Genomic DNA, 21,184 nt, shown 5'->3' with positions numbered 1-21,184 from the left:
GGTTCGTTTCAATACAAAGATTAAAATGATGGCGGTTTCTCTCGTTGGAGAAATCGCTTTGTTGTTTTTGTGCTTCTAAAAAATATCCGAAATATCTTCCCATTAAATACAAAAGCAGCAGGCACAAAAAAAGCCACATTCAGTGGCTTTTTCTATTCAAGACGCTCTCTTTATAAAAACGCCCTGCTATTCAAGACTATAGGAATTATAGGTCTTGGATGTTCTCAGCTTCTAGCTCTTGGAAGTAGCGTAGAGTCTTAACTTTTAGCTCTTGTTGAGCTGGCTCATCAGCAACGATGATAGCTTTACGGTGCATCTGTAGAGCTGTAACAGTCCACATGTGGTTTACAGAACCTTCGATAGCCATTTGAAGCGCTTGAGCTTTGTTGTGGCCTAGAGAAAGGATCATCACTTCTTCAGCATCTAGAAGAGTAGCAACACCGATAGTTAGTGCGTATTTAGGAACTTGGTTGATGTCGCCATCGAAGAAACGAGAGTTCGCGATACGAGTGTCTTCAGTCAACGTTTTGATACGAGTGCGTGAAGATAGAGAAGAACCTGGTTCGTTGAATGCGATGTGACCGTCGATGCCTACGCCGCCCATGAATAGGTTGATTTTGCCGTATGAACGGATTTTCTCTTCGTATGCTGCACAGTGAGCATCGATATCTTCAGCTTTGCCGTCTAGCAGGTTGATGTTTTCTGCTTGGATATCAACGTGGTTGAAGAAGTTCTCGTGCATGAATGTGCGGTAAGACTCTGGGTGGTTAGGGTCGATGCCAACGTACTCATCCATGTTGAATGTTACAACGTGCTTGAAGCTAACTTCGCCAGCTTTGTAAAGTTCAATTAGCTCAGCGTAAGTAGTTAGAGGTGTGCTACCAGTAGGAAGACCTAGTACAAATGGACGCTCAGCCGTTGGAGCGAACTTGTTGATTGAATCTGCGATATGACGAGCAGCCCATTTACCTACTTTAGCTTTGTTGCTTAATGGAATAAGTCTCATTGATTTTGCCCCTAGAAATAAAATTTTATAGTGTTCTGAAACATTAATTCGCATTATAAAATAAGTTATCCAGTTCCGCTATTGTTTTAGGTCAAGTTTTTGCTTTTTTCGTCGTAACTGTGACTGGAACTCTCAAAATTGCACAATTATTGTATGGATATTTGGTGGCGTTAAACAAGATTAATACGTTTGTCATATACAGCAATGTTGATCTAATTCAGCACCTGAAAGGGTTGGTGTGTTTCTATGCCTTGATACGATTATTGCAATAATGGCATCGCTCGAACCATTGACGAATTTTGGTGCATTAACGTGTTTCGAGTATAAATAAGCGTTGAGCGTATAGTTGAAACTAGAAAAATAATGATGGCAATGGAGCGCTATCGTGATAAAAGACAGGGGCAGGATGAAGAACGATGAATCTCAGTGGGATGAATACCCATAAGATTGAACGAGAGCTGTGTTTTAGTCACGCTATCGCTATGAATTGTATATAAATATTGGTAAAAATGGATAGGTTGGCTAAACTTACCAATTACAAAGAAGATGTGTGTTTGAAGGCAAAAAAAAGCCCAAAGTGATGAGGTATCACTTTGAGCGATTTTACTAATCTTCTAACACTAACTCACTTTCGTATTCTTCCCTAGATACGTCGCCGCGTTTGCAGCCGTTTAGGGTGTGAAAGCGACGGCGTCCACGAGCCAGTTGAATGTACTTCAACCAAACACGCTCTAACTTGGACTTTGCCTTATGAGGGTGAGACAACACTTTAATGAAGTGTTTTTCTTCTGCATTGATTGGTGCTAGTTCACCAGTTTCAAGTGCAAGCATAGTGTCACCAAACAAGGTTAGGATTTCCTCTTCTGAAAGAGTAAAATCACCCGACTTAGCGAACCCTCTCGGGAATTTAATGGTGTCATAAAAACGTTTTTTTCCGTGTCGGAATTCGGTCTCAGACATATCAGCCTCAGTAATGTGGTTAGATAGAAATTAGTGTTTATTGCTCACGCGAAAATATTGTTAAAAGGCTAAAATAGGAAACAAAATGTTTTTGCCTTTACGATAAACAATCCTAGATCGGCTAGTTAGCAGATTTATTACAGAGATGTATTTGATGGATGTGAAAGTATTTAGAACCTTTCTTGAGGTTGCAAGGGTGCGCCATTTTGGGCGTGCAGCTGAAAACTTGTATTTAACACAAGCGGCGGTGAGTGCGCGGATCAAACAGCTTGAAGGCTATTTTGATACTCAGCTCTTCATTCGTGACCGCAATAACATCAAACTCACATCTTCCGGTGAACGTTTGATTGGTTATGCCGAAGTGATGGTGTCCACCCTACAACAAGCCAAATTTGAGCTGTCGTTAGAGAGTGGTAAAGCCTTGCAGTTAACGCTGGGCGGCACGCCGAATATTTGGGATGCGTATCTGCAAAACTGTTTAAGTGTGGTAACCGACTCTTTTGGTGGTTACGGCTTTATGGCAGAGGTGATGGGGCGCGAGCAACTGAACCGTAATTTGTTAGAACGAACCTTAGATATGGCTTTCGCGTTCGATCAGATCAAAGCAGAAGAGCTGAACTGTAAAAAAGTCGCTGACTTGGTTTTGGTGTTGGTATCAACGCAGCAAGATGATCTGGAATCTGTATTTCAACATAAGTATGTTTATGTGGATTGGGGAACGCGCTTTGGTTCTGAACACGCAGAACGTCACCCTAAAGTGCCAGCACCGTACCTACGTACCTCTACAGCCCGTATCGCCCTCGATTTCATTTTAGAGAAAGGCGGCAGTGCGTATCTTCCGGTGTCTCTAGTCGAACCTTTTATCGATTCGGGTCAGCTGCACAAGGTGAAAGGGGTTGAAGACTGGTATCTCCCAATTTATCTGAGCTACCGTAAAAGCAGTACCTCGGTTGATGCGATCATGCAGGTTGAGAAGTTGGTTAATGAGATTGACCCATCGACGGCTTACACATTGCAGCAAGCCGCTGAACAAGCACCTGAGTAACGGCATTCGCGGTAAGCAGTGGCTTTGCTGATTAGATTCAATAAAAAATGGCTCCCAACTAATTGTATAGTTGGGAGCCATTTTTGTTTTAAACCAGAAATGTACTTCTTTTCGGAACTAGAGATCGTTTCTAATTCCATAAATATCGTTTAGGCCTGGTATGTGTAGCCTTTATTAAAAGCCCTATAGGTTCATTAGATTCTCAATAGACTCTTCAAGAGAGTGTGACATGTACGAATGGATTTGATTGCCATCCGTTGCGTCAATCTCGATCATAGAAATCCCGTTGTCCGCTTTGTCTTCAAGAAAGCTTAGAGACTGCTCGACTGATTGACTGGTGAGAACCTGTTGATTTGATAAAACAATACGACATGTGTGTAGAACCATAGCCTTTTCCTTTTTATATTCGATAGGTCTCTGCATCTTGGCGTGCTAAGTACCGATCGTTGACGTTGTGAGAAGAATGCCCTCTCTAGGTTAAATTTAGTCGAATTGAACAAAATTAAAACCCTTTTTTGTGATTTATCTGACCTTCGCTTCCGAAAGTGGCTAGCGACAATGGTGGTTCACGGTAAACTTTTAGGTATCGGATCAAACGCTATGGTAAGTGGGAAGAGTACGGCATGTCGAAAAAGATCAATCACAACAGCAGCTTAACCAGTGAGCAGTGCCATTTGGCTCGATATGCACGAGATGCTCGCTTTGATGGGATGTTTTTTACAGCGGTGAAAACGACAGGAATTTTTTGTCGCCCGATTTGCCCAGCCACACCACCCAAAGAAGAAAACGTCGAATATTTTTCCCATCAAGCTCAAGCATTGAAAGCGGGATATCGTCCTTGTTTACGTTGTCGACCAGACAGCGCACCTTTTTCGCCGGCTTGGAAGGGCGTCGAAACCACTTTCTTACGTGCGATGCAGTTGATTGATAATGGCGCTCTGAATTCAGGATCTATCGTCGACCTTGCAACGCGGTTAGGTATTTCAGATCGTTATTTACGAACCTTATTCGACAATTACATCGGCGTGTCACCCAAGCAATATAGTCTGTACAGTCAATTGATGTTTGCCAAGCAGTTGCTGCACAACAGTAGCATGAGCATTACTGATGTCGGCTTTGCTAGTGGCTTCAATAGTACGCGCCGTTTTAATGATGCCTTTCAAAAAGAGCTGCAGCTTTCGCCAAGCCAAATTAGGCGAGCGAAGCCAAGTGACACTCAGAGTAATCATATTCAGCTTGGTTTTCATGGACCCTTAGATTGGAACCACTTGTTGAGGTTTTATCGACGAAGAATGATTGAGGGCTTAGAAGGCGTTGGCGAAGATTATTATAAGCGCACGGTAAATGTGAACGGGTCAAAGGGTTGGTTCAAGGCGACTTTAGCCAAAGATAACCGCTTGGATATTGAATTCGAGTTGGATGATATAAGCCAATTAAGAAGCTTGATTGCGAATATCCGCCGTATGTTTGATCTTGATGTCGATATTGCCAAGGTTGAGACGTTCTTTACGACTATCGATCCTAACTTGGTGGCTAAGAGTGGTATCCGTATTCCTGGCGTGTGGAGTGCTTGGGAGGCAGGCGTGAGAGCGATTCTAGGACAGCAAGTTTCGGTAACCGCGGCGATTGGTCAGCTTAACTTATTGGTCAAAGAGCTTTCTGATGAACATGAGAAAGCCAGCTTCCCAACACCAAAACAGATAGCGGACGCTGATGTTAGCTTCTTGAGAATGCCGGGAAGCCGCAAAGAGACCCTAAAGCGTTTTGCCGAATACATGGTCGACAATGAAGCTGAGCATCCTTCCAAATGGATTGAGCTAAAAGGGATTGGGCCTTGGACTATTCAATATGCACTGCTTCGCGGGTTAAGCGAACCTAATCATCTGTTGGTTGGTGACTTGGTGGTGAAGAAGTTTATTGAGCATCGCCCCGCCATCAACACGGAGAGTGTTTCGCCTTGGGGTAGTTACGCCACGTTCCACTGTTGGAATCAGTCTTAATCGGAATACTAAGCTAGGAGATATCATGGACAACCGTTTTACTTACTATGAGAGCCCATTGGGAACCGTGACGTTACAGGCGAACGATGAAGGCTTGCTCGGCCTTTGGTTCGAGACACATACCACCAAGCCGGAACCGTTGGGTGTTCAAGATGATAGCTTTCCGATCTTTGCATTGGCTATCGAGCAGCTTAATCGCTATTTCTCGGGCGAAGCTATTCAGTTTTCTGTGCCGATTGCAGCCAAGGGCACGCCATTTCAGCAGTCGGTTTGGCAGGCGCTGACGACCATTCCTTATGGAGAGACTTGGAGCTATGCACAACTGGCCGATGCGATAGGCAATCCGAAAGCCGTTCGTGCTGTGGGTTTGGCGAATGGCAAAAATCCGGTTTCAGTGATTGTGCCGTGTCACCGTGTGATTGGTAAAAACGGCAAACTGACGGGTTATGCAGGTGGCGTAGAACGTAAACAGCACTTATTGGTGATAGAGGGAAGAGAGCAAGACTAGCAAGCGATTTAGCCATGAGCCTGTCGAGATGCTGGCTGAATATCTCGTACTACTTAATGGTGAAGGCGAGTGGTTCTTAAAATATGACTTTGCATTAAAATCAACGCTTTCTGGGAAATATCGATTTGGTTGCATATTCTTTGACTATGTTCTCTAGGCAAGGATGCCCAAATGAATAGATTCCCCTTACTAATATCTGGCTGCAGCTCTGCATTATTGCTGACAGGTTGTTTAACTGATACCAGCCGACCTTTCGAGGTTCCACAGCTTGCTCTGTTCAAAGGTATGTATGAGAACGCAGATAATGACAGTTATCTACTTTTTGAATCCGGGCAAGTGACTTATCAAACAACGGATAATTCCGTGACTCGAACCTATCGTGTTGATGATGACTTGATCACCATTGAATTCAATTCTGGAAGCAGCCGAACTGACTCTAGACTAGTGATGCGCATTCAACAGAAGGGCGAGATGCTAACTTGCAACCAATGTCCAGCGATACAATTGAGTAACGTCTGGACACTTGTAGATAAGCCTGTGAAAGACAGTTCGAACTAGAAAAGATCTCCGAATTAGAAAAGATCGCCATTAAGCCATAGGTGTGCAGCGATACTGACGGCATAGCCAATCATGATCACTGGCATCCATTTCAAGTGGCCAAAGAAGGTGTATTTGCCATGCGCCGCGCCCATTAACGCCACACCTGCCGCACTACCAATAGATAACAAGCTGCCGCCAACGCCTGCGGTTAAGGTGATCAGTAGCCAGTTACCCATCGACATTTGAGGTTCCATCGATAACACGGCAAACATCACCGGAATGTTATCGACAATCGCAGATAAGATCCCCACCATGATGTTGGCCCAAATTGGATCCCATTGGCTATACATCACGCCAGAGGCAAGCTCCAAGTATCCCAGTAGACTCAAGCCACCTACACACATTACCACGCCGTAGAAGAACAGCAGAGTGTCCCATTCGGCATGGGACACTCTTCGAAATACATCAAAGGGCACGACTGAACCGAGTCGCTTCAATGCCCCCCCATCATTGTTGGCAATCGCCACCGCTTTTTTCTTCGCCAGTGAATTTGGTAAGGTCTTACGCAAGAAATAACCAAAGAACTGTAGATACGCCAGCCCCATCATCATGCCCATTACTGGAGGGAAGTGGAGTACGGCATGGAAAGCAACCGCAGTGCCGATGGTCATGATGAACAACAACACGATGCGTCTTGCACCGCGTTTTAATTCAACGTGCTGATGCACCGTGTCGGGTTGGGTTGTGGGAACAAAGTAAGACATGATCATTGCAGGGACGAGGTAATTCATCACTGAAGGAATAAATAAGGGAATGAATTCACTGAAGCTCACATAACCAGCCTGCCACACCATCAACGTTGTGATGTCACCGAATGGGCTGAACGCGCCGCCAGCGTTAGCGGCTATCACGATATTCACACAGGCTAGGTTAACGAATTTAGGGTTAGATCCTGCGACTTTCAGAACCACGGCGCACATCAATAGAGCTGTGGTGAGGTTGTCGGCGATCGGTGAGATAAAGAAGGCCAGAATACCGGTTAGCCAGAACAGAGAGCGGAAATTAAAGCCTTTGCCCACCATCCACGCTTGCAGCGCATCAAACAGTCTTCTCTCTTCCATGGCGCTGATGTAGGTCATGGCGACGAGTAGGAAAAGTAACAGCTCAGCGTATTCCAGTAAGTTGTGTTCGAGTGCTTGCTTAGCGACTTCAACAAGGTTGTGTTCTTGGTAGATAAAACCAATGATTATCCAGATCAGTCCTGCTGCAAGTAACACTGGCTTAGATTTTCGGAGCTTTAGGTACTCTTCCATCATCACCACGATGTAGGCGACAACGAAAATGGTCAGGGATAGGTAGCCAGCGAATGAGTTGGTGAGCTTGAGTGGTTCTCCCAACTGAGAAGTGGCAGCACCTGCTACCGAAGAAAAGAGTAACAAAGAGAGAACAGCAGAAAGCTGGATACCTAACATGGATTACGCTCCGAAGTTAATAAGTTATTAACACGGGTAAAAGAGTAGACCTAAATAACCATGTGCAGTGTGATAGATATCTTAATAATTCAATAGATTATAATGAAAGGAATAGACTGTGATGTGAACGAAATACGGTCTTACATACTCAAAATTACTGTCTTCCACACTTAAGTTAAAGACTAAAGACCAAAGACCAAAGAAAAAGCCCTACCGGACTCAGTGCCGATAGAGCTTATTCGAAATTGCCAACATTATGCAGCATTGAGATCAAACGTCAGTGTTTGTTCTGCTGCACATACTTCAACAGGCCAGCCATAGGATTGGTATTCAAGCGCAAGTTTGTCCGCTACTACGCGAGATACTGTTGCAGTGATCCACATGCCTTTGCCCATTACTTGATATTTAAGCGTTCTCATTTCCATAGTCATCACCGTTCTCCTTCTATATTGGCTGCGCGAAGTCTATAGCACCTCTGAGGGCTGAAATTTCGAATTAAGCTCAAATTCTTTATAAAATGGCTCACTGTTTGCGCTTGGCTCAAAACTCAATCAACTAAGGGAAAACGGTTGCGTTCTGGAAGCAAAATCACCTTTTAAGTCTCTGTATTATAATCGAATTAAAATTGACCAGAAAAACAATGTAAGAGATCTCTTACAGCATTATCAGAGATCGCACTAGGTAAAAACTTCTCACTAGAAGCCAGACTTGTGTGGTGATTGTGTGCGTTTTTGGTTGCGCTGTTGAAGCAATATTTGTTTAGTTTTGTATGTTAAATATTCTAATTTACTTAGTGTATGGTTCTGCTTATAAATCTAAATCACAGTTTTATATGTTGCGGTGTTTCTTTTATTTAAACCGATACGCTATTTGATTTTGGTCATTAACCTTTCGAACATTAGTTTGCACTATCTATACGTGTTCTGTTCCATATAAGCGAGATGTATAGAGGTCCTTATGACTAATCCAACCAAAACCGATCGTAAAGTCACGATCGGCAGCTATATCGCACTCGCGTTCGCGATTGTGTTCTTTTCAGGCTTAATGCAGTCCAATGAATGGTATGGAGTGTTCGATTTTACAACGCTCAACGGTTCATTCGGTAAGGTCGCTTACGATGTGAGTGAAACGGCCGATGGTATTCAAGCGGCAACGACGTCACTGCGTGGTAAAGGCGGTAGTGGTGCTCGCGACGGTTTCATTTTTGCTTTGACACTTATTCCGACCGTGATGTTTGCACTGGGTATGATCAACGTACTTGAGCACTACGGTGCACTGGATGCGGCTCGTAAACTACTGACACCTCTGCTTCGCCCTCTGATGGGTATTCCGGGTAACTCAGGCTTGGCACTGATCGCTTCTTTGCAAAGTACCGATGCTGGCGCAGCGATGACACGTCAGCTGAAAGACGAAGGACATCTGACTAAGCGTGAAACCGATGTGTTCACCATGTTCCAGTTTACGGCGGGTGCGGCGATCGTTAACTTTTTCTCTTCAGGTGCGGTGCTGTTCACTCTAACCGCGATGGACGGCTCTTTAGCGGTGACATCGTCAATTGGTTTGGCTGTCGCTGTGATGTTTATCTTTAAGTTTGTCGGCGCGAATCTGTTCCGTATTTACCTCAACATTACTGAAGGCAAAGAAGACAAACCAAAATCAGACAAAGAACAAAAACTGGAAGAGGAAGTAGCATAATGAGCGAAGTTAAAGCAAAGAAACCAATGGTTACTGATATTTTCGTTGAAGGTGCTAAGAAAGGCTGGGTTATTGCGACTACCTCTACGGTACCGAATGTTCTGATGGCGTTTGTGATCATCAAGGCATTGCAGATAACGGGTGCGCTGGATTTGATGGGCAGTGTATTTGCTCCAATTATGGCGGTATTTGGTTTACCTGGCGAAGCGGCAGCGGTATTGATCGGTGCGTGGATGTCGATGGGTGGCGCGGTGGGCGTGGTTATCACGCTGTTTGACCAAGGTATTCTGAACGGCAACCATATAGCTATCTTGGCGCCAGCTATCTACTTGATGGGCTCTCAGGTGCAATACATGGGCCGTATTATGGGACCAATTGGTACTGAAGGTCGCTACATCCCGGTGATGATCGCGATTTCGGTATTGAATGCGTTAGGTGCAATGTTCTTGATGAACATTATTTTGTAACGTGACTTTGAACGGTTAGCTGCGAACAGCTTTCAGACGTTACAAAAAAGGAAACCCCGTTTGGCTTTCACCAAACGGGGTCTATTCTTTTCGTAGCCATCCTGCTACTGCGCGTTACTTATCTTTCAATAGGTAACTGGTGCTCCCTGCATCGTTCCTTGACGTGGCTAAATCCTTTAACCTATCCAATTCATCGCCGTCCTAGCGGTGTCCTTGCAAACTCATCATCCTGATAAGCGACTCTATCCTAGAGCATAACTTCCTTGCTGATAACTCATCCTAAGCCATCAAATCTTCATCCTGAAGATACCTAATCCGTTAGGCTTTTTCCTGTTCCTGCCAACTCCCTGTCGACATGTGTATTAAACACTGCAGAGGCTTTGCTCACAATCCACCCTAAGAAATAAATGTACCCACTGATCGAAAGAAATATGCGTGGATTCATACAAAACAAGGGCTTGGGTTTGTATTTTAGGAATTTTCTGCGAAGCTTGATTGTGATCTCTTACGTTCGGTGTGAGAGATCTCTTACAAGTACTCGGGTGCGATTTTCATTTTATCTCGGCGGGTGTTGTCGAACAGATAACAAAGAACACTGAGTAAACACAAAATAATAGGGAAATATGATGGTTACAGCACTTTACGCAGCCTTGCTGACGATCGTAATGATTTGGTTAGCAATAGAGGTGATCAAGCAAAGGCGAATCAATCTTGTTGCTCATGCTGATGGCGGTGTCGAGTCGTTACAGATAGCACGTTCGGCACAAAGTAATGCTATGGATTACATCCCAATCACCGTTATTTTGATGGGATTGTTAGAGATGAATGGCGCCGGTGTGTGGCTGATTCATGTCATTGGTGTGGCGTTTATTCTGGGGCGTGTGATTCATGCGAAAGGGATCTTAGCGAAGAACTTCAAAGGTCGAAAAGTGGGTATGGTGTTAACGCTTATCTGCATGATCTCTTTGATTGTCCTAAACTTAGCTTACCTACCTTTTGATAAAATGTTCTAGGGAGCATTATGGCGTTGCGTCTTCCTCCTGCTTGGGCGATTGTCCTCGCAGGCTTGATACTCAACATCATGGCGATTGTCATGTCGAGCTTGGTGCTCGATAAAATTGAAGCTGAGAAAGCGGAGTACAACGATCGCAAATACGGTAATGTGTACTCAATACAGCTTGCTTGGAATACGATTGAAACCCTAGAGCGCAAGCGTGAAGCGATTTTGATTCACCTTGATAAACTAGAAACGGTGCAGCCGACCACGGTTCTCGACGAAGCACTGCGTGGGCAACTTAGGCGTTGGGTGAGTAGCGAAGTGCCAAGTATCTCTTTGGCTCACTTACCGAAACTGATGATGCTGATAAACAGTGCACAAGAAGCGCAACGAACTCGAATCGATGATTACTATTTGGATAACCTGACCTTGGTTGAGTTAATCCAAAGGCTTGATGAGAAAATGGCTTTCTATAAGAACATCGCCCTGTTTCTTCAAGTATTTGGCTTGGCGCTTATCTTAGCTCGCGACCTCGCTAGAAGACCTTAATCTTTAACCTTAATGCCTCCATTTACTTATCGACTTGTATCGTTAGCGAGACTCATTTGGCAGGTTAGGGTGCTGTTGGCCTTGGTACTTTGGTAACTGTTCTTTTAGCCCCTTAAACGTGCTCAGTGCACTGCCTATCGATAACTTGTTCATCAACCAATTTGGCAAGATGCCCCCTGCGTTCGCATACGCGGTGTAGGTGATGTAGGTATTGCCATTAGTCAGCGGTTGCAGTGTCCAAAGTGCGTCCACATCGTAGATTCGAATGTACCCCGACTCTTTCGCCAAATAGTTCGACGCATCCTTTATCGACAAAACAAACTGCCCACCCTCGATGCTGTATTTTGAGTAGGTCACCATGTCTCGATCTCTGGCAGGCCACGGTGCTTTGAATTGGGTATAGACGATGTTTTCATCTTCAGATATCTGCATCAACACACGGCTTTGCGATACATTATCTATCCAGTTTGGCACGTTCTCACTGTCTTCCAATAACAGTAAAAAACCGGAGTAAGTGGTGGGCGTTTGCATCTGTGCTCGTATTTCGACCAAGCCTTCGCTGTGTGGCCTTTTATCAATCATGATGCCATCTTCACTTTTGACGAACTGCCATGGGTTGGCATAAGTCAGTGTCGATAGGGCGCAGAGGCCGAGTACCAAAATCTTAGGTAATGTCATTATTCTTCCATAAAAAGAAAAGCTTATCTGCTAGGAGTATAGAATAGAAATGGACTTAGTAGGTGTTGCCAATCGCTTTGGGTTGGCCTCTTTGGGGAAAATCCCAATGAAAACGGAAGCGTTCGGTCGCTTCCGTTTTATTCTTGGACAATGGATAAGCGCTGTAGGCTAGAGCTTATAGGCTTCTACGGTTTTGATGGTTGTCCAGTTGCTGTTGGCGTCTTGGATGAACTCTTGTGTATTCTCCAGCCAGCGTTTCTGAACCGATTTGTCTAAGTTCAGATACAACTTTCCATCTTCCACCTTCCAAGCGAGAGGGTCGGTTTCAAACTTCTTACCCATGGCTACTCCAAACGCGCAGTAACCGCCATATTGAGGGGCATAGGCTTCTGGATTGGCTCGAAATTCATCTCTGTTTTCACTGCTCGCAAAGTTATAGATCGCATTCTTATAGGTCGCTGTGAACTCAGATGTGCCTTTTACTGGACCTTCATTGGCAAAGTAAGCGACAGGATCATAGCCTTTAATTGCGAGGTTATTGCTGTCGACACTCATATCAAGGTCTGCTGCCATTAACGAAAAGCTGGTGCCTAGTAACGCGGCCATTAGAGTGATTTTTTGACTGGTCGATTTCATGTGTGACATATCAAGTTCCTTGTCAGTGTTGGTTATCTTGTTTGAAATAATTTAGCCCACTCGTCCGGTCTATAGAGGGACAAAAGAACTAAAAACTAAGCGAATCGTTCGGAGGATGCATGGATCTGCTTTCACAACTAATGGAACACTTCTCGATACGCATTGGCGTTTTCTATTCTGGAAACCTGTGTGGAGTATCGTCATTTAACGCGCAACAAGGTAAAGAGGGCCACCTTCATGTATTGAGCGCGGGGGAGTTGAGCTTGTCTAGCGCTCACACGGAACACAGGCATTTGTCGCAGCCTTGCATTGTTTATTTGCCGAAATGGCGTCACTGGCCGCGATGTCTCGTACTCAGTTTATTGAAGCATTCAAGCGCGAGGTGGGCGAAACTCCGGGTGATTATGTCCAAAAGTGGCGTGTGTCTGTGGCTCAGTCTTTGCTGTTACAAAACAAGCCCATCAATTGGGTGGCGGACGAAGTGGGGTACAACAGTTATTCTGGATTCTCGCGTGCTTTTCAGCATGTCGCGGGAATGTCGCCACGTTTATGGCTAAAGCAAAATGTGTCGTAAAGCGCTGGCCATCCCTACCTGCAATATGGCTATTGGCATCAGGCTGGCCTATGTTTTAGCGGAAATTGAGCGTAGTTTGTTCATTTCTCGAATGACGGTGTAAAAAGGTGGACTTTATTAGCTCGTTGTAACATCCTGCCCGTCCTATTTTATCAGACATCAATGAGACGAAGTGCCTGCTGAGCATTATTCAGCCTCCCGTATCTCATTAAAGTATTAAGGAGTTCAACTTGAACCTATTTGTAAGAGACCTTACCGTTATCGATTCTTCATACATCTGTGAACACAGAGGGGTCGTAGGAGATAGTTGGATTTTAGATGTCACCATGTCTGGTGAACTTAATGAAATGAGCATGGTGCTGGATTTTAGTAAGGTCAAAAAGCAGATCAAACAGTTGGTTGATCAACATGTTGACCACCGCTTACTGCTGCCAATGAAAAACTCTGCAATCGTGCATCAAGCAAGCAAAGCCGGTTACTCTAAGGTAGATGTGTTGCGCGGTGACAAGAGCCTGCACCTGCACTGCCCTGATGAAGCTTACTGTCTGATTGACGCTGAAGCGATCACCATCGAGAGTGTGACCGCTCATGTTTATGATATTCTTCGCGACAACCTTCCAAGTAACGTCACAGGGTTAGAGATTACCCTTCGCCATGAAAACATTAATGGTGCGTTCTACCACTATACTCACGGTTTGAAAAAGCATGATGGTAACTGCCAGCGCATCGCGCATGGTCACCGTTCTCCAGTAGAAATCGTGGTCGATGGTCAGCGTGACGGGCAACGTGAACAAGCATTTGCTCAGCGTTGGGAAGACATTTATTTAGGTTCTAAAGAAGACCAAGTTTCAGTTTCATCACTTAACCTGAGTGAAAACGCGAACAGTGTTAATGATGAAAGTCACTATGGCTTCCGCTACACCGCGCCACAAGGCGAATTTGAGCTAGCGATTGCTAAGAGTGAGACGGAAATTTTACCGACAGATACCACGGTGGAATTACTTGCTGGCTATATCGCGGATCAAGTTGAACCGAGCCTAGCAGAGAACCAATCACTACAAATCGTCGCTTATGAAGGTGTTGGCAAGGGCGCAATGGCGTTCCGATAACACTTCAACGAGTGACACAGTCTCATTACTGACATGATGAAATAAAGGCAAGATAATCCGTTATCTTGCCTTTACTTTTTGTGACTCTTTAAAACTGATTTAGCTGATGATGTTAGGCACAAACACTAACGAAGCAGCACGCGTCGCAGTGGTGTTTTTTCGATTCCAACAACCAACCCGAAGCTCAACAATACGGTGCCAAAAAATACCGTAACGTCTTTTGTCAATTCCGTAATGCCTAAGACTCCACAGACATTGAACAGCACGATAATGATCAGCAAATGGCAAACGTAGATGCCTAACATACGATTCGAGATCGCGCGAACCCACGCATAGTCGCCGATGTTTGGATTAGCCAAAAGCCACATAAATACGCCCATTCCCCATAGTGCCGTACCAAACAAGAAATCATTCATGTTGAATCCGACGTCGAACGTGGTGAGCCACGCCGCCTCAGCAAAGTGAATCAACATGCCTAACGCTAATAACGCCAGCGCTTTAGTGGATGACACCTTCCATTGATTCTGACGAATGAGGAAACCTAAGGTCACCATTAACGTGCTAAAGAACGGGCCGTTACGAGTAAAGAAAGGTGCGCAGAGTTCGGTCAAGTTCGCGTAGCTGCCCGCTAAAACACCATAGACGTAAAGTACAATGGCCGTTGGTAATAGCAGTTTTTCGAGTTTCATTTCGACTATCAAAGCGATGATCAAAACGGCACAAACCAGAGCGGGAATAAACCATAAATGAACCAATCCACCCTCTAAGAAAGAGTTGAGCGGGGTGTTCATTAAAAAGCCCCAATAGTCTTGGCGTTCGCCTAAGTAACCGAACTCTTCCACCTTCGCGAGGTTGAATGGCATGACTAGGCAAATGATGCTCCAAACCACCCAAACCTTGAGGAGTGGTTTCGAGTAGTTGACCACGGTTGTCCAAGGTAAGGCAGTGAGCTTAGGTTGAATCAGATAACCTGAGATAAGGAAGAAAAGAGGCACAGCGAAGCGAGCGGCTTGGTTAAGCACATAGCCAATCCAAGGCACTTCATCGATTTGCCAATAAGTAAGTGCCACTTGGCCATGTAAGCCAATGATCGCCAAGATAGCAATCACTCGACCCAACTCAATACTGGCGATGTGTTGTGAAGGCGTATGTTGAACGGAAGACATATCAGATCTCTAAGAAAATTTTCGTAGAATCTAACAGCCTTTTTATTGAATCAGTTAGCGCTAAATCAAGGGTTGCGACCTTTGTTTTAAGGCTTGTATTGATTATTTGAAGCCTGTCGCAGCTATATTAAATCCATTGCAGTAAGTACAAAAATACCGAGAGTACAAGTGATAAGAGAAACAACAGTAGTAAGCGCGATGATGTTAGCCGCCAGTGTTGAGTTTCCTCCCATCGCACGAGCCATAACGTAGCTTGCCGCTGCTGTTGGTGCTGCGCTCATCAAGAAGATAAGCCCGAGATCGAGCCCTTCAAATCCTAAGTACCCAGCCGCCAGTGTAATCAGTAACGGTGAGGCAATTAACTTGTAGCTAGAGGCGAACCACGTCGATAACTTTTCTTGTTTGAGCGAGCTGATGTCCAGCGACCCACCGGTACACAGCAGTGCCAAAGGTAACGTCATGTTGGCAAAGTACTGACCAGCATCAGTGACCATTTTTGGGATAGGAATCGAAAGCGCATAGAAGACGACCGCTAAGAAAATAGCGATGATCAATGGGTTCTTGGTAATCGACTTAGCGATCACTTTAATCGCTTTCGCACCAGTGTCTTCGCCTTTGGGTGTCAGTGCAATCACGGCTTGAATGTTATACAACACGGTTAGAGATGCGACATAGATAGCCGCCAATGCCACGCCTTGGTTGCCATAGATATTAGCCACATAGGCGAGGCCGATGATCGCGGTATTGGCGCGGAATCCACCTTGGACAATCACACCTTGATCTTTCGAACCTTTAAATACTAATTTGGTTGAGAAAATCGTGAACAAGAAAAAGACAAAGTTAGCGATGACGCCAAACGCAACTAACGCGCTACTGGCTGAAAAGTTGTGATTCGATTGAACAATACTCAGAAATAGCATCGCGGGCAGGGTGACTTGAAATACCACCTTAGATGCGACATCAATGAAATTGTCATTGATTAAGCCGATTCGCTTGAGCATCACACCAAGAAACAGCATTAAACAGATAGGGCCTGTTACCGACGCCGAAAACGAAAACTGTTCCCAAAGTGTGTTCATTCTCTTTCCCTAGTTATTAAACTCAATAATCGGTTAACTCAAATTCCTTTGAATACTGTCGCATTTTTCCACAGTTCTTTGATAAGACAAAATGAATACCTAGGGTTAAGTAAAAAATCTTGAAAAAAAGAACGAACGTGCTAAAAATAATGTATCAGATTTATTATTGGTGAATAATGAGTAAGGGAAAGATAACCAAAGAGTATATTTTGAGCCATGCATTCGCGCTTGCAAGTGAGAATGGGCTTGAGAGTTTGACGATTGGCGAGTTAGCCAAGCAGTGTGGCATGTCTAAGAGTGGCTTGTTTGCACACTTCAACTCTAAAGAAAACCTGCAACTCTCTGTACTCGAGTATTCCAACGCCATATTCACCGAAAGAGTCATCATTCCCGCAAGAGAGCTGGGAGATGGTGATATTGAAGCGAAATTGAAACAGCTGCTCGACAATTGGTTGGGCTGGAACCATTCATTCCAAGGCAGTTGCATGTTTATTGATGCATGGAAAGATGCGGGCAGTGAAAGGTCTGTGATTCAGAAAGCACTGCAGAAAACCATTTCAGTGTGGATTGACTACTTGACGATTCAGGTAGCAAAAGCGGTTGAGAGCAAACAGTTCAGAGCCGATTTAGACCCGAAACAGGCAACCTTCGAGTTATACGGTCTTTATTTGAGTGCGAACTTGTTCTACTCGTTACGAGGCCAACAAGCGAGCCACACCCATTTTTGGAGTGGTGTACAGCGCTTAATCGCTAGCTGGAAAGAGGTTTAGCTCGCAAAGCATCTGAGTTTTGTTTAACTAAGGCTTATAAGAAATTTTAAGAGAAGTGGCGGCAAGCAGCCATAAAAAGCGCTATCGCCATTTTTTACACTAACAAATAGCACGGTCGTTCGATTTTCAGGGCCGAGCTCGATCCGCCAATGATGATGGCGATACAAGGACCGGTCATGAGTGACAAAATCTACTTTAATACATCGAACAAATTCAGCTTCAAGCGCAGCTTAATTGGCGCAACAACCAATCTTCATTACATCCTAGCGCCGAGTCATGCGAAGAAAACAGCACGTAAGTTGCTGCTCACTCCAATGCGTACTGAGCAGAAAAATGCTGATCCCCAAGGGCTTATCAAGAGTGAAATCAAAGGTCGTGATGGCGTTTTAAAAACCTATTCTTTGGGTACGGGGCCTGTTTGGGTGCTGACTCATGGTTGGTCTGGCACCGCGAGTCAGTTTTTCCCTCTGATGGAACATATCGCCGCTAAAGGTTTTACGGCTCTGGCTTATGATCACCCTGCTCATGGTGGCAGTGATGGTGTACATGGTCATATTCCTGCGTTTGTGAACGGCCTTGAAGCGATTCTCGATTCGGTGGGTGAGGTAGCAGGTTTGGTCGGTCACAGTATGGGCACGGCTTCTGCGTTGGAATGTAAGCACGTTAAATTGGAAAACAAGCCATTATTGCTGATTGCACCTGTACTGGATTATCTAGAAAACCTATTTGGCAGCGTTGCGCGTTCTGGCTACTCAATGAAACTGTTCGAGGCGGTAGTTGGAGAAGTCGAAGAGCAGTTTAACTACCCGATTCAGTCTGTTGATCCCTATGGAAAGCTAGCGCTTCGTGAGTCTCAGACGATCATCGTTCATGATGAGCAAGACAAGTTTACTAAGTTTGATGTGTCTCAGCGTGCGGCTAATGAAATGGGTCGCGTTACTTTAATTGCGACTCAAGGACAGGGCCACGGGCGAGTAATGAAGTGCCCACAAGTGTTCGAGAGCTTTGATAACTTAATTGGCTAAGCACAACGAGCGCAAGTCAGTAGGACGCCAGTAAAAAGATCGTAGCTCAAAGCTAAGAAAACAAACATTAAAAAGGCCAACCAGACATTATCTGGTTGGCCTTGCTTTTAGGTGCTTAGTTGGTGTTTAGCTCAATCCTATTTTTAGTTAGCACAGCTTGCTAGGCCGATCTCTTTCCACACGCCCCATTGGCCTGTCGTTGTTGGATCTTCACCGGTTGTCCACCATTTCGCTTCCCAAACCTTACCGCCTTGAGTCACTTGGTCGCCACCAGTGTAAACTGCGCCTGAATCCCAAGCGTTAGTACACGTACCGCCGCCTGTGGTTTTCTTAAGAACTTTCACTGAAGTAGCTGCTACCGATGTCTCTGTGCCATCGCTGACTGTTACAGAGAAGTTCAGCGTTGTATCTTTCGTGTATTCCGCTGCGACAAAGCTCACTGAAGAACCTTGAACCGTTGCATCAATACCAGCAGGTACATCCCATGTGAAGGTCAATGTGTCTTGGTCTGCATCGCTTGAAGCCGAAGCATCAACCACGACTACATCACCCGCATTAACTTCAGCCGGAGCCGTAACCACTGCTACTGGTGCTGTGTTTACTGGGCCTGTATCTTTAGGGCTTACTGTTACAACAACGGTGTCAGTAGAAGTAGCACCTTCGTTGTCCGTTACCGTTAGGCTGAAGGTTAGTGTTTCTTGCTGAGCGACTTCAACAACATCGAAGATCGCAACCGCAGCATTAGCGTTCGCCAGTGTTACTGCTGTACCGCCGACTTGAGACCAAGCGTAGCTCGCGATTGTACCGTCGCTGTCTTTTGAAGCGCTGCCATCTAGAGAAACAGAAGCTGGGCCTTCAACCGATTGGTCTGTACCTGCAGCTGCCGTTGGTTTGCGGTTGACAGGATCAGTTGTACCGCCCGCTAGGCCTTCATGCATTGCATTCAGGATGTCGCCGTTATCTGCATCAATTTCCCAAGAGAATAGACCCGCAAGGCCAAGGCTACGAACGTACGCGCCTTTTGCTTTTACAGAGCGATCATCATCAAATGTGATTAGCTGACCTGAAGTGCGGTTCCAAACGTAAGGCGCTTCTGCCATTTCGTCATAGCCATATTCGAAGCCGTTGATGCCTTGGTTATTCGCGCCAAGCATGTTTGCTTTAATGCCTTTGTAATCAATAACGCCATCTTCCCATACGCCTTGCGCAGAGCTGCCTTTCAGTTTGCCGTTACCAACGCCTGTCATAGGGTCGCTCGGATCGGTGAGTGATGATGGTAATACGCCTTCCCAACCACGACCGTACATCGCTGTACCAACCACAAGCTTGTTCGCTGGAACACCTTGCTCAAGCAACAGTTGGATGCCGTTGTCTGTGGTGTAAGCTGGGCCTGTGTATTGTTCGCCATTTTCATCAAGGCCTGTGCCATCACATTGACCAGGACGCATGAAGTTACCGCAGTTTAGTGCTGTTTGGTGACCTAACACGTTGTTCCAACCGCCGTAGAAGTCGTAAGTCATTGCGAAGATGTAATCCATGTATTGGATAGCATCGCCGTAGTTCACGTCTTCAATCTTATCGTGACCAACACCGATCGCAGAAGTGAGCTCGTAAGTGCGACCGTTTTCCGCTTCTAGCTCATCTAGCATCACGCGAAGTTCTGCCATCAGTGCAATGTAAGCTGGGCCGTCATTTACAGGATCACCAAGGTCTGGAGCAGCACCGCCACCACCAGGGAATTCCCAATCGATATCCACACCGTCGTAGAATTTCCATGTGTTAAGGAATTTCTTAATAGACGCTACAAAGGTGTCACGGTTGGCTTTAGTTGTGAAATCAAAGAACGGGTCAGACAGCGTCCAGCCACCAATCGATGGGATGATCTTCAAATCAGGATTACGCTGTTTGAGCGCCATCATCATTGCGTAGTTACCCTTGATCGGTGAGCTGTATTCGTGTCCCGCTTGAGGGAAGCTTTTCTGGAAAGCCGCCCAAGGGTCATGAATCACCACTTCGTAATCGTTAACACCCTGACAAGCTGTCATGAGTGCGTTGTAGCTGTTACCGCCTACTGATTTAACTGATTCGTTCGGACCACAAATTGGGATGAAGCCATAAAGGATATGGGTTAAGTTGTCAGCGGGTAGGTTATCAACGGTGTAATCACGGCCGTAAATACCCCACTCTACAAAGTAAGTACCGACTACCGTATTTGGATCTGTGTTGTATGACTTGTTGTTCGGATCCACATTCATCGCAAGTGGCGCTAAGTGTGAGCCATCGGTATCAGCGATCGTGATTTGAGCAGGTGCGCTCTTGCTACAACCTGTTTCATCACACGCTTCGATTTCCATCTCAAATAAGCCGCCTTGGCCATATTCGAATGAAGCTGTGGTTTGTCTGCCAGTGATTGGGCCTGTGGAGACTTTAACGCCATCAAAGTAGATGTTGTACGTGTTTCCTGACGTTCCGCTCCATTGGTTGAACTTGACGTCGACCTTTGCTTTATCGTGATATTTCACCATCTGGTTGTAGCCAGAGGTGGTTTCCATCGCGAGTTCAATTTTGGAAAATTGCAGGTTGTTGGAACCGTACATGTCGATGCTAGGTGCTGTTGGAGCAGCTAATGCTGTACCAGATAGCGCTAGAGCAATGCTCGCAGCACAGGTATTTATACGAATCATACTTTTTCTCTCATTCCTTGAAGGTTACGAGAACCAAATGGCCCCATAAAACGGCTCCAGTCAGTTTTGAAGGAGCTTCCCAGTCAGTATTCGAGAGAGTTTTAATTTCATAACTGAAAATAAATCCGTTTTCGATGGACAACTAAAAAATTGTATCTTGTTACAATTCTGTTGCTTAATGAATGAGAGGCTGAGTCCATGTTTTATAAAATAAAACATCCTTC

The 21,184-nt window shown here is 45.2% G+C and carries 22 protein-coding genes and 1 pseudogene; 13 read left to right on the top strand and 10 right to left on the bottom strand.

What is annotated here, in order from left to right:
* Positions 1 to 205: 205 nt before the first annotated feature.
* Entirely contained in the window at positions 206 to 1,006 is an 801-nt protein-coding gene (nagB, locus tag AB4249_RS10480; protein ID WP_017057618.1) for a glucosamine-6-phosphate deaminase, read from the bottom strand.
* A 606-nt stretch (positions 1,007 to 1,612) separates the two neighbouring features.
* Positions 1,613 to 1,966, bottom strand: coding sequence for a DUF413 domain-containing protein (locus AB4249_RS10475; RefSeq protein ID WP_017061517.1), 354 nt, complete (start codon positions 1,964 to 1,966; stop codon positions 1,613 to 1,615).
* 154 nt (positions 1,967 to 2,120) lie between these two features.
* On the opposite strand from AB4249_RS10475, the gene AB4249_RS10470 reads away from it, so the two are divergent.
* The gene (locus tag AB4249_RS10470) at positions 2,121 to 3,011 is read left to right on the top strand and encodes a LysR family transcriptional regulator (RefSeq protein ID WP_017061518.1); all 891 of its coding nucleotides are present in this window, start codon (positions 2,121 to 2,123) and stop codon (positions 3,009 to 3,011) included.
* A gap of 183 nt (positions 3,012 to 3,194) precedes the next feature.
* On the opposite strand, the gene AB4249_RS10465 is transcribed toward AB4249_RS10470, so the two are convergent.
* On the bottom strand, positions 3,195 to 3,398 hold the full coding sequence (locus AB4249_RS10465; protein ID WP_017061519.1) for a hypothetical protein: 204 nt from the start codon (positions 3,396 to 3,398) through the stop codon (positions 3,195 to 3,197).
* A gap of 236 nt (positions 3,399 to 3,634) precedes the next feature.
* Between AB4249_RS10465 and AB4249_RS10460 the strand changes: the two genes are divergently transcribed.
* The 3 genes from AB4249_RS10460 (at position 3,635) to AB4249_RS10450 (ending at position 6,077) form a co-directional block, all read left to right on the top strand.
* Positions 3,635 to 5,011, top strand: coding sequence for an AlkA N-terminal domain-containing protein (locus AB4249_RS10460; protein ID WP_372103014.1), 1,377 nt, complete (start codon positions 3,635 to 3,637; stop codon positions 5,009 to 5,011).
* A gap of 25 nt (positions 5,012 to 5,036) precedes the next feature.
* The gene (locus AB4249_RS10455) at positions 5,037 to 5,519 is read left to right on the top strand and encodes a methylated-DNA--[protein]-cysteine S-methyltransferase (RefSeq protein ID WP_017061521.1); all 483 of its coding nucleotides are present in this window, start codon (positions 5,037 to 5,039) and stop codon (positions 5,517 to 5,519) included.
* 171 nt (positions 5,520 to 5,690) lie between these two features.
* Positions 5,691 to 6,077, top strand: coding sequence for a hypothetical protein (locus AB4249_RS10450; protein ID WP_017061522.1), 387 nt, complete (start codon positions 5,691 to 5,693; stop codon positions 6,075 to 6,077).
* 14 nt (positions 6,078 to 6,091) lie between these two features.
* On the opposite strand, the gene nhaD is transcribed toward AB4249_RS10450, so the two are convergent.
* Both nhaD and AB4249_RS10440 read right to left on the bottom strand, forming a co-directional pair.
* A complete protein-coding gene (gene nhaD / locus AB4249_RS10445; RefSeq protein WP_017061523.1) occupies positions 6,092 to 7,531 on the bottom strand; it encodes a sodium:proton antiporter NhaD in 1,440 nt (479 codons plus the stop codon).
* 254 nt (positions 7,532 to 7,785) lie between these two features.
* On the bottom strand, positions 7,786 to 7,962 hold the full coding sequence (locus AB4249_RS10440; protein ID WP_017061524.1) for a hypothetical protein: 177 nt from the start codon (positions 7,960 to 7,962) through the stop codon (positions 7,786 to 7,788).
* Between the two features lie 526 nt (positions 7,963 to 8,488).
* Here AB4249_RS10440 and AB4249_RS10435 point away from each other — a divergent pair.
* The 4 genes from AB4249_RS10435 to AB4249_RS10420 all read left to right on the top strand — a co-directional run bounded on the left by AB4249_RS10435 (position 8,489) and on the right by AB4249_RS10420 (position 11,239).
* Entirely contained in the window at positions 8,489 to 9,226 is a 738-nt protein-coding gene (locus AB4249_RS10435; RefSeq protein WP_048610036.1) for a nucleoside recognition domain-containing protein, read from the top strand.
* Complete coding sequence (locus tag AB4249_RS10430; RefSeq protein WP_102393339.1) at positions 9,226 to 9,693, top strand: YjiG family protein; 468 nt, start codon at positions 9,226 to 9,228, stop codon at positions 9,691 to 9,693. Before AB4249_RS10435 ends, AB4249_RS10430 begins: the two co-directional genes overlap by 1 nt.
* Before the next feature lie 626 nt (positions 9,694 to 10,319).
* Positions 10,320 to 10,706, top strand: coding sequence for an MAPEG family protein (locus AB4249_RS10425; protein ID WP_017061526.1), 387 nt, complete (start codon positions 10,320 to 10,322; stop codon positions 10,704 to 10,706).
* A gap of 8 nt (positions 10,707 to 10,714) precedes the next feature.
* Entirely contained in the window at positions 10,715 to 11,239 is a 525-nt protein-coding gene (locus AB4249_RS10420; protein ID WP_017067247.1) for a hypothetical protein, read from the top strand.
* A 42-nt stretch (positions 11,240 to 11,281) separates the two neighbouring features.
* Here AB4249_RS10420 and AB4249_RS10415 read toward each other — a convergent pair whose 3' ends face one another.
* Entirely contained in the window at positions 11,282 to 11,917 is a 636-nt protein-coding gene (locus tag AB4249_RS10415) for an START domain-containing protein (RefSeq protein ID WP_017061528.1), read from the bottom strand.
* A 49-nt stretch (positions 11,918 to 11,966) separates the two neighbouring features.
* On the opposite strand from AB4249_RS10415, the gene AB4249_RS10410 reads away from it, so the two are divergent.
* Entirely contained in the window at positions 11,967 to 12,089 is a 123-nt protein-coding gene (locus AB4249_RS10410; protein WP_017061529.1) for a hypothetical protein, read from the top strand.
* Here AB4249_RS10410 and AB4249_RS10405 read toward each other — a convergent pair.
* Positions 12,086 to 12,562, bottom strand: a complete 477-nt coding sequence (locus tag AB4249_RS10405) for a YHS domain-containing (seleno)protein (RefSeq protein WP_017067245.1) — start codon at positions 12,560 to 12,562, stop codon at positions 12,086 to 12,088. The genes AB4249_RS10410 and AB4249_RS10405 overlap by 4 nt on opposite strands.
* A 110-nt stretch (positions 12,563 to 12,672) precedes the next feature.
* On the opposite strand from AB4249_RS10405, the pseudogene AB4249_RS10400 reads away from it, so the two are divergent.
* Together AB4249_RS10400 and AB4249_RS10395 are read left to right on the top strand one after the other, a co-directional pair.
* Positions 12,673 to 13,127: pseudogene (locus tag AB4249_RS10400) on the top strand (helix-turn-helix domain-containing protein).
* Positions 13,128 to 13,357: 230 nt separating this feature from the next.
* Complete coding sequence (locus AB4249_RS10395; protein ID WP_108110853.1) at positions 13,358 to 14,236, top strand: 6-carboxytetrahydropterin synthase; 879 nt, start codon at positions 13,358 to 13,360, stop codon at positions 14,234 to 14,236.
* Positions 14,237 to 14,361: 125 nt separating this feature from the next.
* Here the strand turns inward: AB4249_RS10395 and AB4249_RS10390 are convergent, their stop codons facing one another.
* Together AB4249_RS10390 and AB4249_RS10385 are read right to left on the bottom strand one after the other, a co-directional pair.
* A complete protein-coding gene (locus AB4249_RS10390; RefSeq protein WP_372103012.1) occupies positions 14,362 to 15,402 on the bottom strand; it encodes an acyltransferase in 1,041 nt (346 codons plus the stop codon).
* Between the two features lie 122 nt (positions 15,403 to 15,524).
* The gene (locus tag AB4249_RS10385; protein ID WP_102321390.1) at positions 15,525 to 16,481 is read right to left on the bottom strand and encodes an AEC family transporter; all 957 of its coding nucleotides are present in this window, start codon (positions 16,479 to 16,481) and stop codon (positions 15,525 to 15,527) included.
* Positions 16,482 to 16,657: 176 nt separating this feature from the next.
* Here AB4249_RS10385 and AB4249_RS10380 point away from each other — a divergent pair, with 176 nt between their 5' ends.
* Together AB4249_RS10380 and AB4249_RS10375 are read left to right on the top strand one after the other, a co-directional pair.
* A complete protein-coding gene (locus AB4249_RS10380) occupies positions 16,658 to 17,251 on the top strand; it encodes a TetR/AcrR family transcriptional regulator (RefSeq protein ID WP_137002073.1) in 594 nt (197 codons plus the stop codon).
* A 176-nt stretch (positions 17,252 to 17,427) separates the two neighbouring features.
* Positions 17,428 to 18,276 carry an alpha/beta hydrolase gene (locus AB4249_RS10375; RefSeq protein WP_017065066.1) on the top strand — a complete coding sequence of 283 codons (849 nt, stop codon included), beginning with the start codon at positions 17,428 to 17,430 and terminating at the stop codon, positions 18,274 to 18,276.
* Between the two features lie 143 nt (positions 18,277 to 18,419).
* On the opposite strand, the gene AB4249_RS10370 is transcribed toward AB4249_RS10375, so the two are convergent.
* The gene (locus AB4249_RS10370; RefSeq protein WP_372103010.1) at positions 18,420 to 20,960 is read right to left on the bottom strand and encodes a glycosyl hydrolase family 18 protein; all 2,541 of its coding nucleotides are present in this window, start codon (positions 20,958 to 20,960) and stop codon (positions 18,420 to 18,422) included.
* Positions 20,961 to 21,184: the final 224 nt, after the last annotated feature.

It is taken from the genome of Vibrio sp. 10N.261.55.F4 (assembly GCF_041470465.1).
Lineage (GTDB): Bacteria > Pseudomonadota > Gammaproteobacteria > Enterobacterales > Vibrionaceae > Vibrio > Vibrio crassostreae_C.
This window is presented reverse-complemented; position numbering and strand designations above follow the sequence as displayed.

What these genes read in the sequence shown, in the direction of transcription:
- AB4249_RS10460 (WP_372103014.1), top strand. Translation starts at nt 3,635, where the DNA reads ATGTCGAAAAAGATCAATCACAACAGCAGCTTAACCAGTGAGCAGTGC.
- nagB (WP_017057618.1), bottom strand. Translation starts at nt 1,006, where the DNA reads ATGAGACTTATTCCATTAAGCAACAAAGCTAAAGTAGGTAAATGGGCT.
- AB4249_RS10470 (WP_017061518.1), top strand. Translation starts at nt 2,121, where the DNA reads ATGGATGTGAAAGTATTTAGAACCTTTCTTGAGGTTGCAAGGGTGCGC.
- AB4249_RS10410 (WP_017061529.1), top strand. Translation starts at nt 11,967, where the DNA reads ATGGACTTAGTAGGTGTTGCCAATCGCTTTGGGTTGGCCTCTTTGGGG.
- AB4249_RS10375 (WP_017065066.1), top strand. Translation starts at nt 17,428, where the DNA reads ATGAGTGACAAAATCTACTTTAATACATCGAACAAATTCAGCTTCAAG.
- AB4249_RS10390 (WP_372103012.1), bottom strand. Translation starts at nt 15,402, where the DNA reads ATGTCTTCCGTTCAACATACGCCTTCACAACACATCGCCAGTATTGAG.
- AB4249_RS10465 (WP_017061519.1), bottom strand. Translation starts at nt 3,398, where the DNA reads ATGGTTCTACACACATGTCGTATTGTTTTATCAAATCAACAGGTTCTC.
- AB4249_RS10385 (WP_102321390.1), bottom strand. Translation starts at nt 16,481, where the DNA reads ATGAACACACTTTGGGAACAGTTTTCGTTTTCGGCGTCGGTAACAGGC.
- AB4249_RS10435 (WP_048610036.1), top strand. Translation starts at nt 8,489, where the DNA reads ATGACTAATCCAACCAAAACCGATCGTAAAGTCACGATCGGCAGCTAT.
- AB4249_RS10405 (WP_017067245.1), bottom strand. Translation starts at nt 12,562, where the DNA reads ATGTCACACATGAAATCGACCAGTCAAAAAATCACTCTAATGGCCGCG.
- AB4249_RS10370 (WP_372103010.1), bottom strand. Translation starts at nt 20,960, where the DNA reads ATGATTCGTATAAATACCTGTGCTGCGAGCATTGCTCTAGCGCTATCT.
- AB4249_RS10440 (WP_017061524.1), bottom strand. Translation starts at nt 7,962, where the DNA reads ATGACTATGGAAATGAGAACGCTTAAATATCAAGTAATGGGCAAAGGC.
- nhaD (WP_017061523.1), bottom strand. Translation starts at nt 7,531, where the DNA reads ATGTTAGGTATCCAGCTTTCTGCTGTTCTCTCTTTGTTACTCTTTTCT.
- AB4249_RS10420 (WP_017067247.1), top strand. Translation starts at nt 10,715, where the DNA reads ATGGCGTTGCGTCTTCCTCCTGCTTGGGCGATTGTCCTCGCAGGCTTG.
- AB4249_RS10430 (WP_102393339.1), top strand. Translation starts at nt 9,226, where the DNA reads ATGAGCGAAGTTAAAGCAAAGAAACCAATGGTTACTGATATTTTCGTT.
- AB4249_RS10380 (WP_137002073.1), top strand. Translation starts at nt 16,658, where the DNA reads ATGAGTAAGGGAAAGATAACCAAAGAGTATATTTTGAGCCATGCATTC.
- AB4249_RS10450 (WP_017061522.1), top strand. Translation starts at nt 5,691, where the DNA reads ATGAATAGATTCCCCTTACTAATATCTGGCTGCAGCTCTGCATTATTG.
- AB4249_RS10455 (WP_017061521.1), top strand. Translation starts at nt 5,037, where the DNA reads ATGGACAACCGTTTTACTTACTATGAGAGCCCATTGGGAACCGTGACG.
- AB4249_RS10415 (WP_017061528.1), bottom strand. Translation starts at nt 11,917, where the DNA reads ATGACATTACCTAAGATTTTGGTACTCGGCCTCTGCGCCCTATCGACA.
- AB4249_RS10475 (WP_017061517.1), bottom strand. Translation starts at nt 1,966, where the DNA reads ATGTCTGAGACCGAATTCCGACACGGAAAAAAACGTTTTTATGACACC.
- AB4249_RS10425 (WP_017061526.1), top strand. Translation starts at nt 10,320, where the DNA reads ATGGTTACAGCACTTTACGCAGCCTTGCTGACGATCGTAATGATTTGG.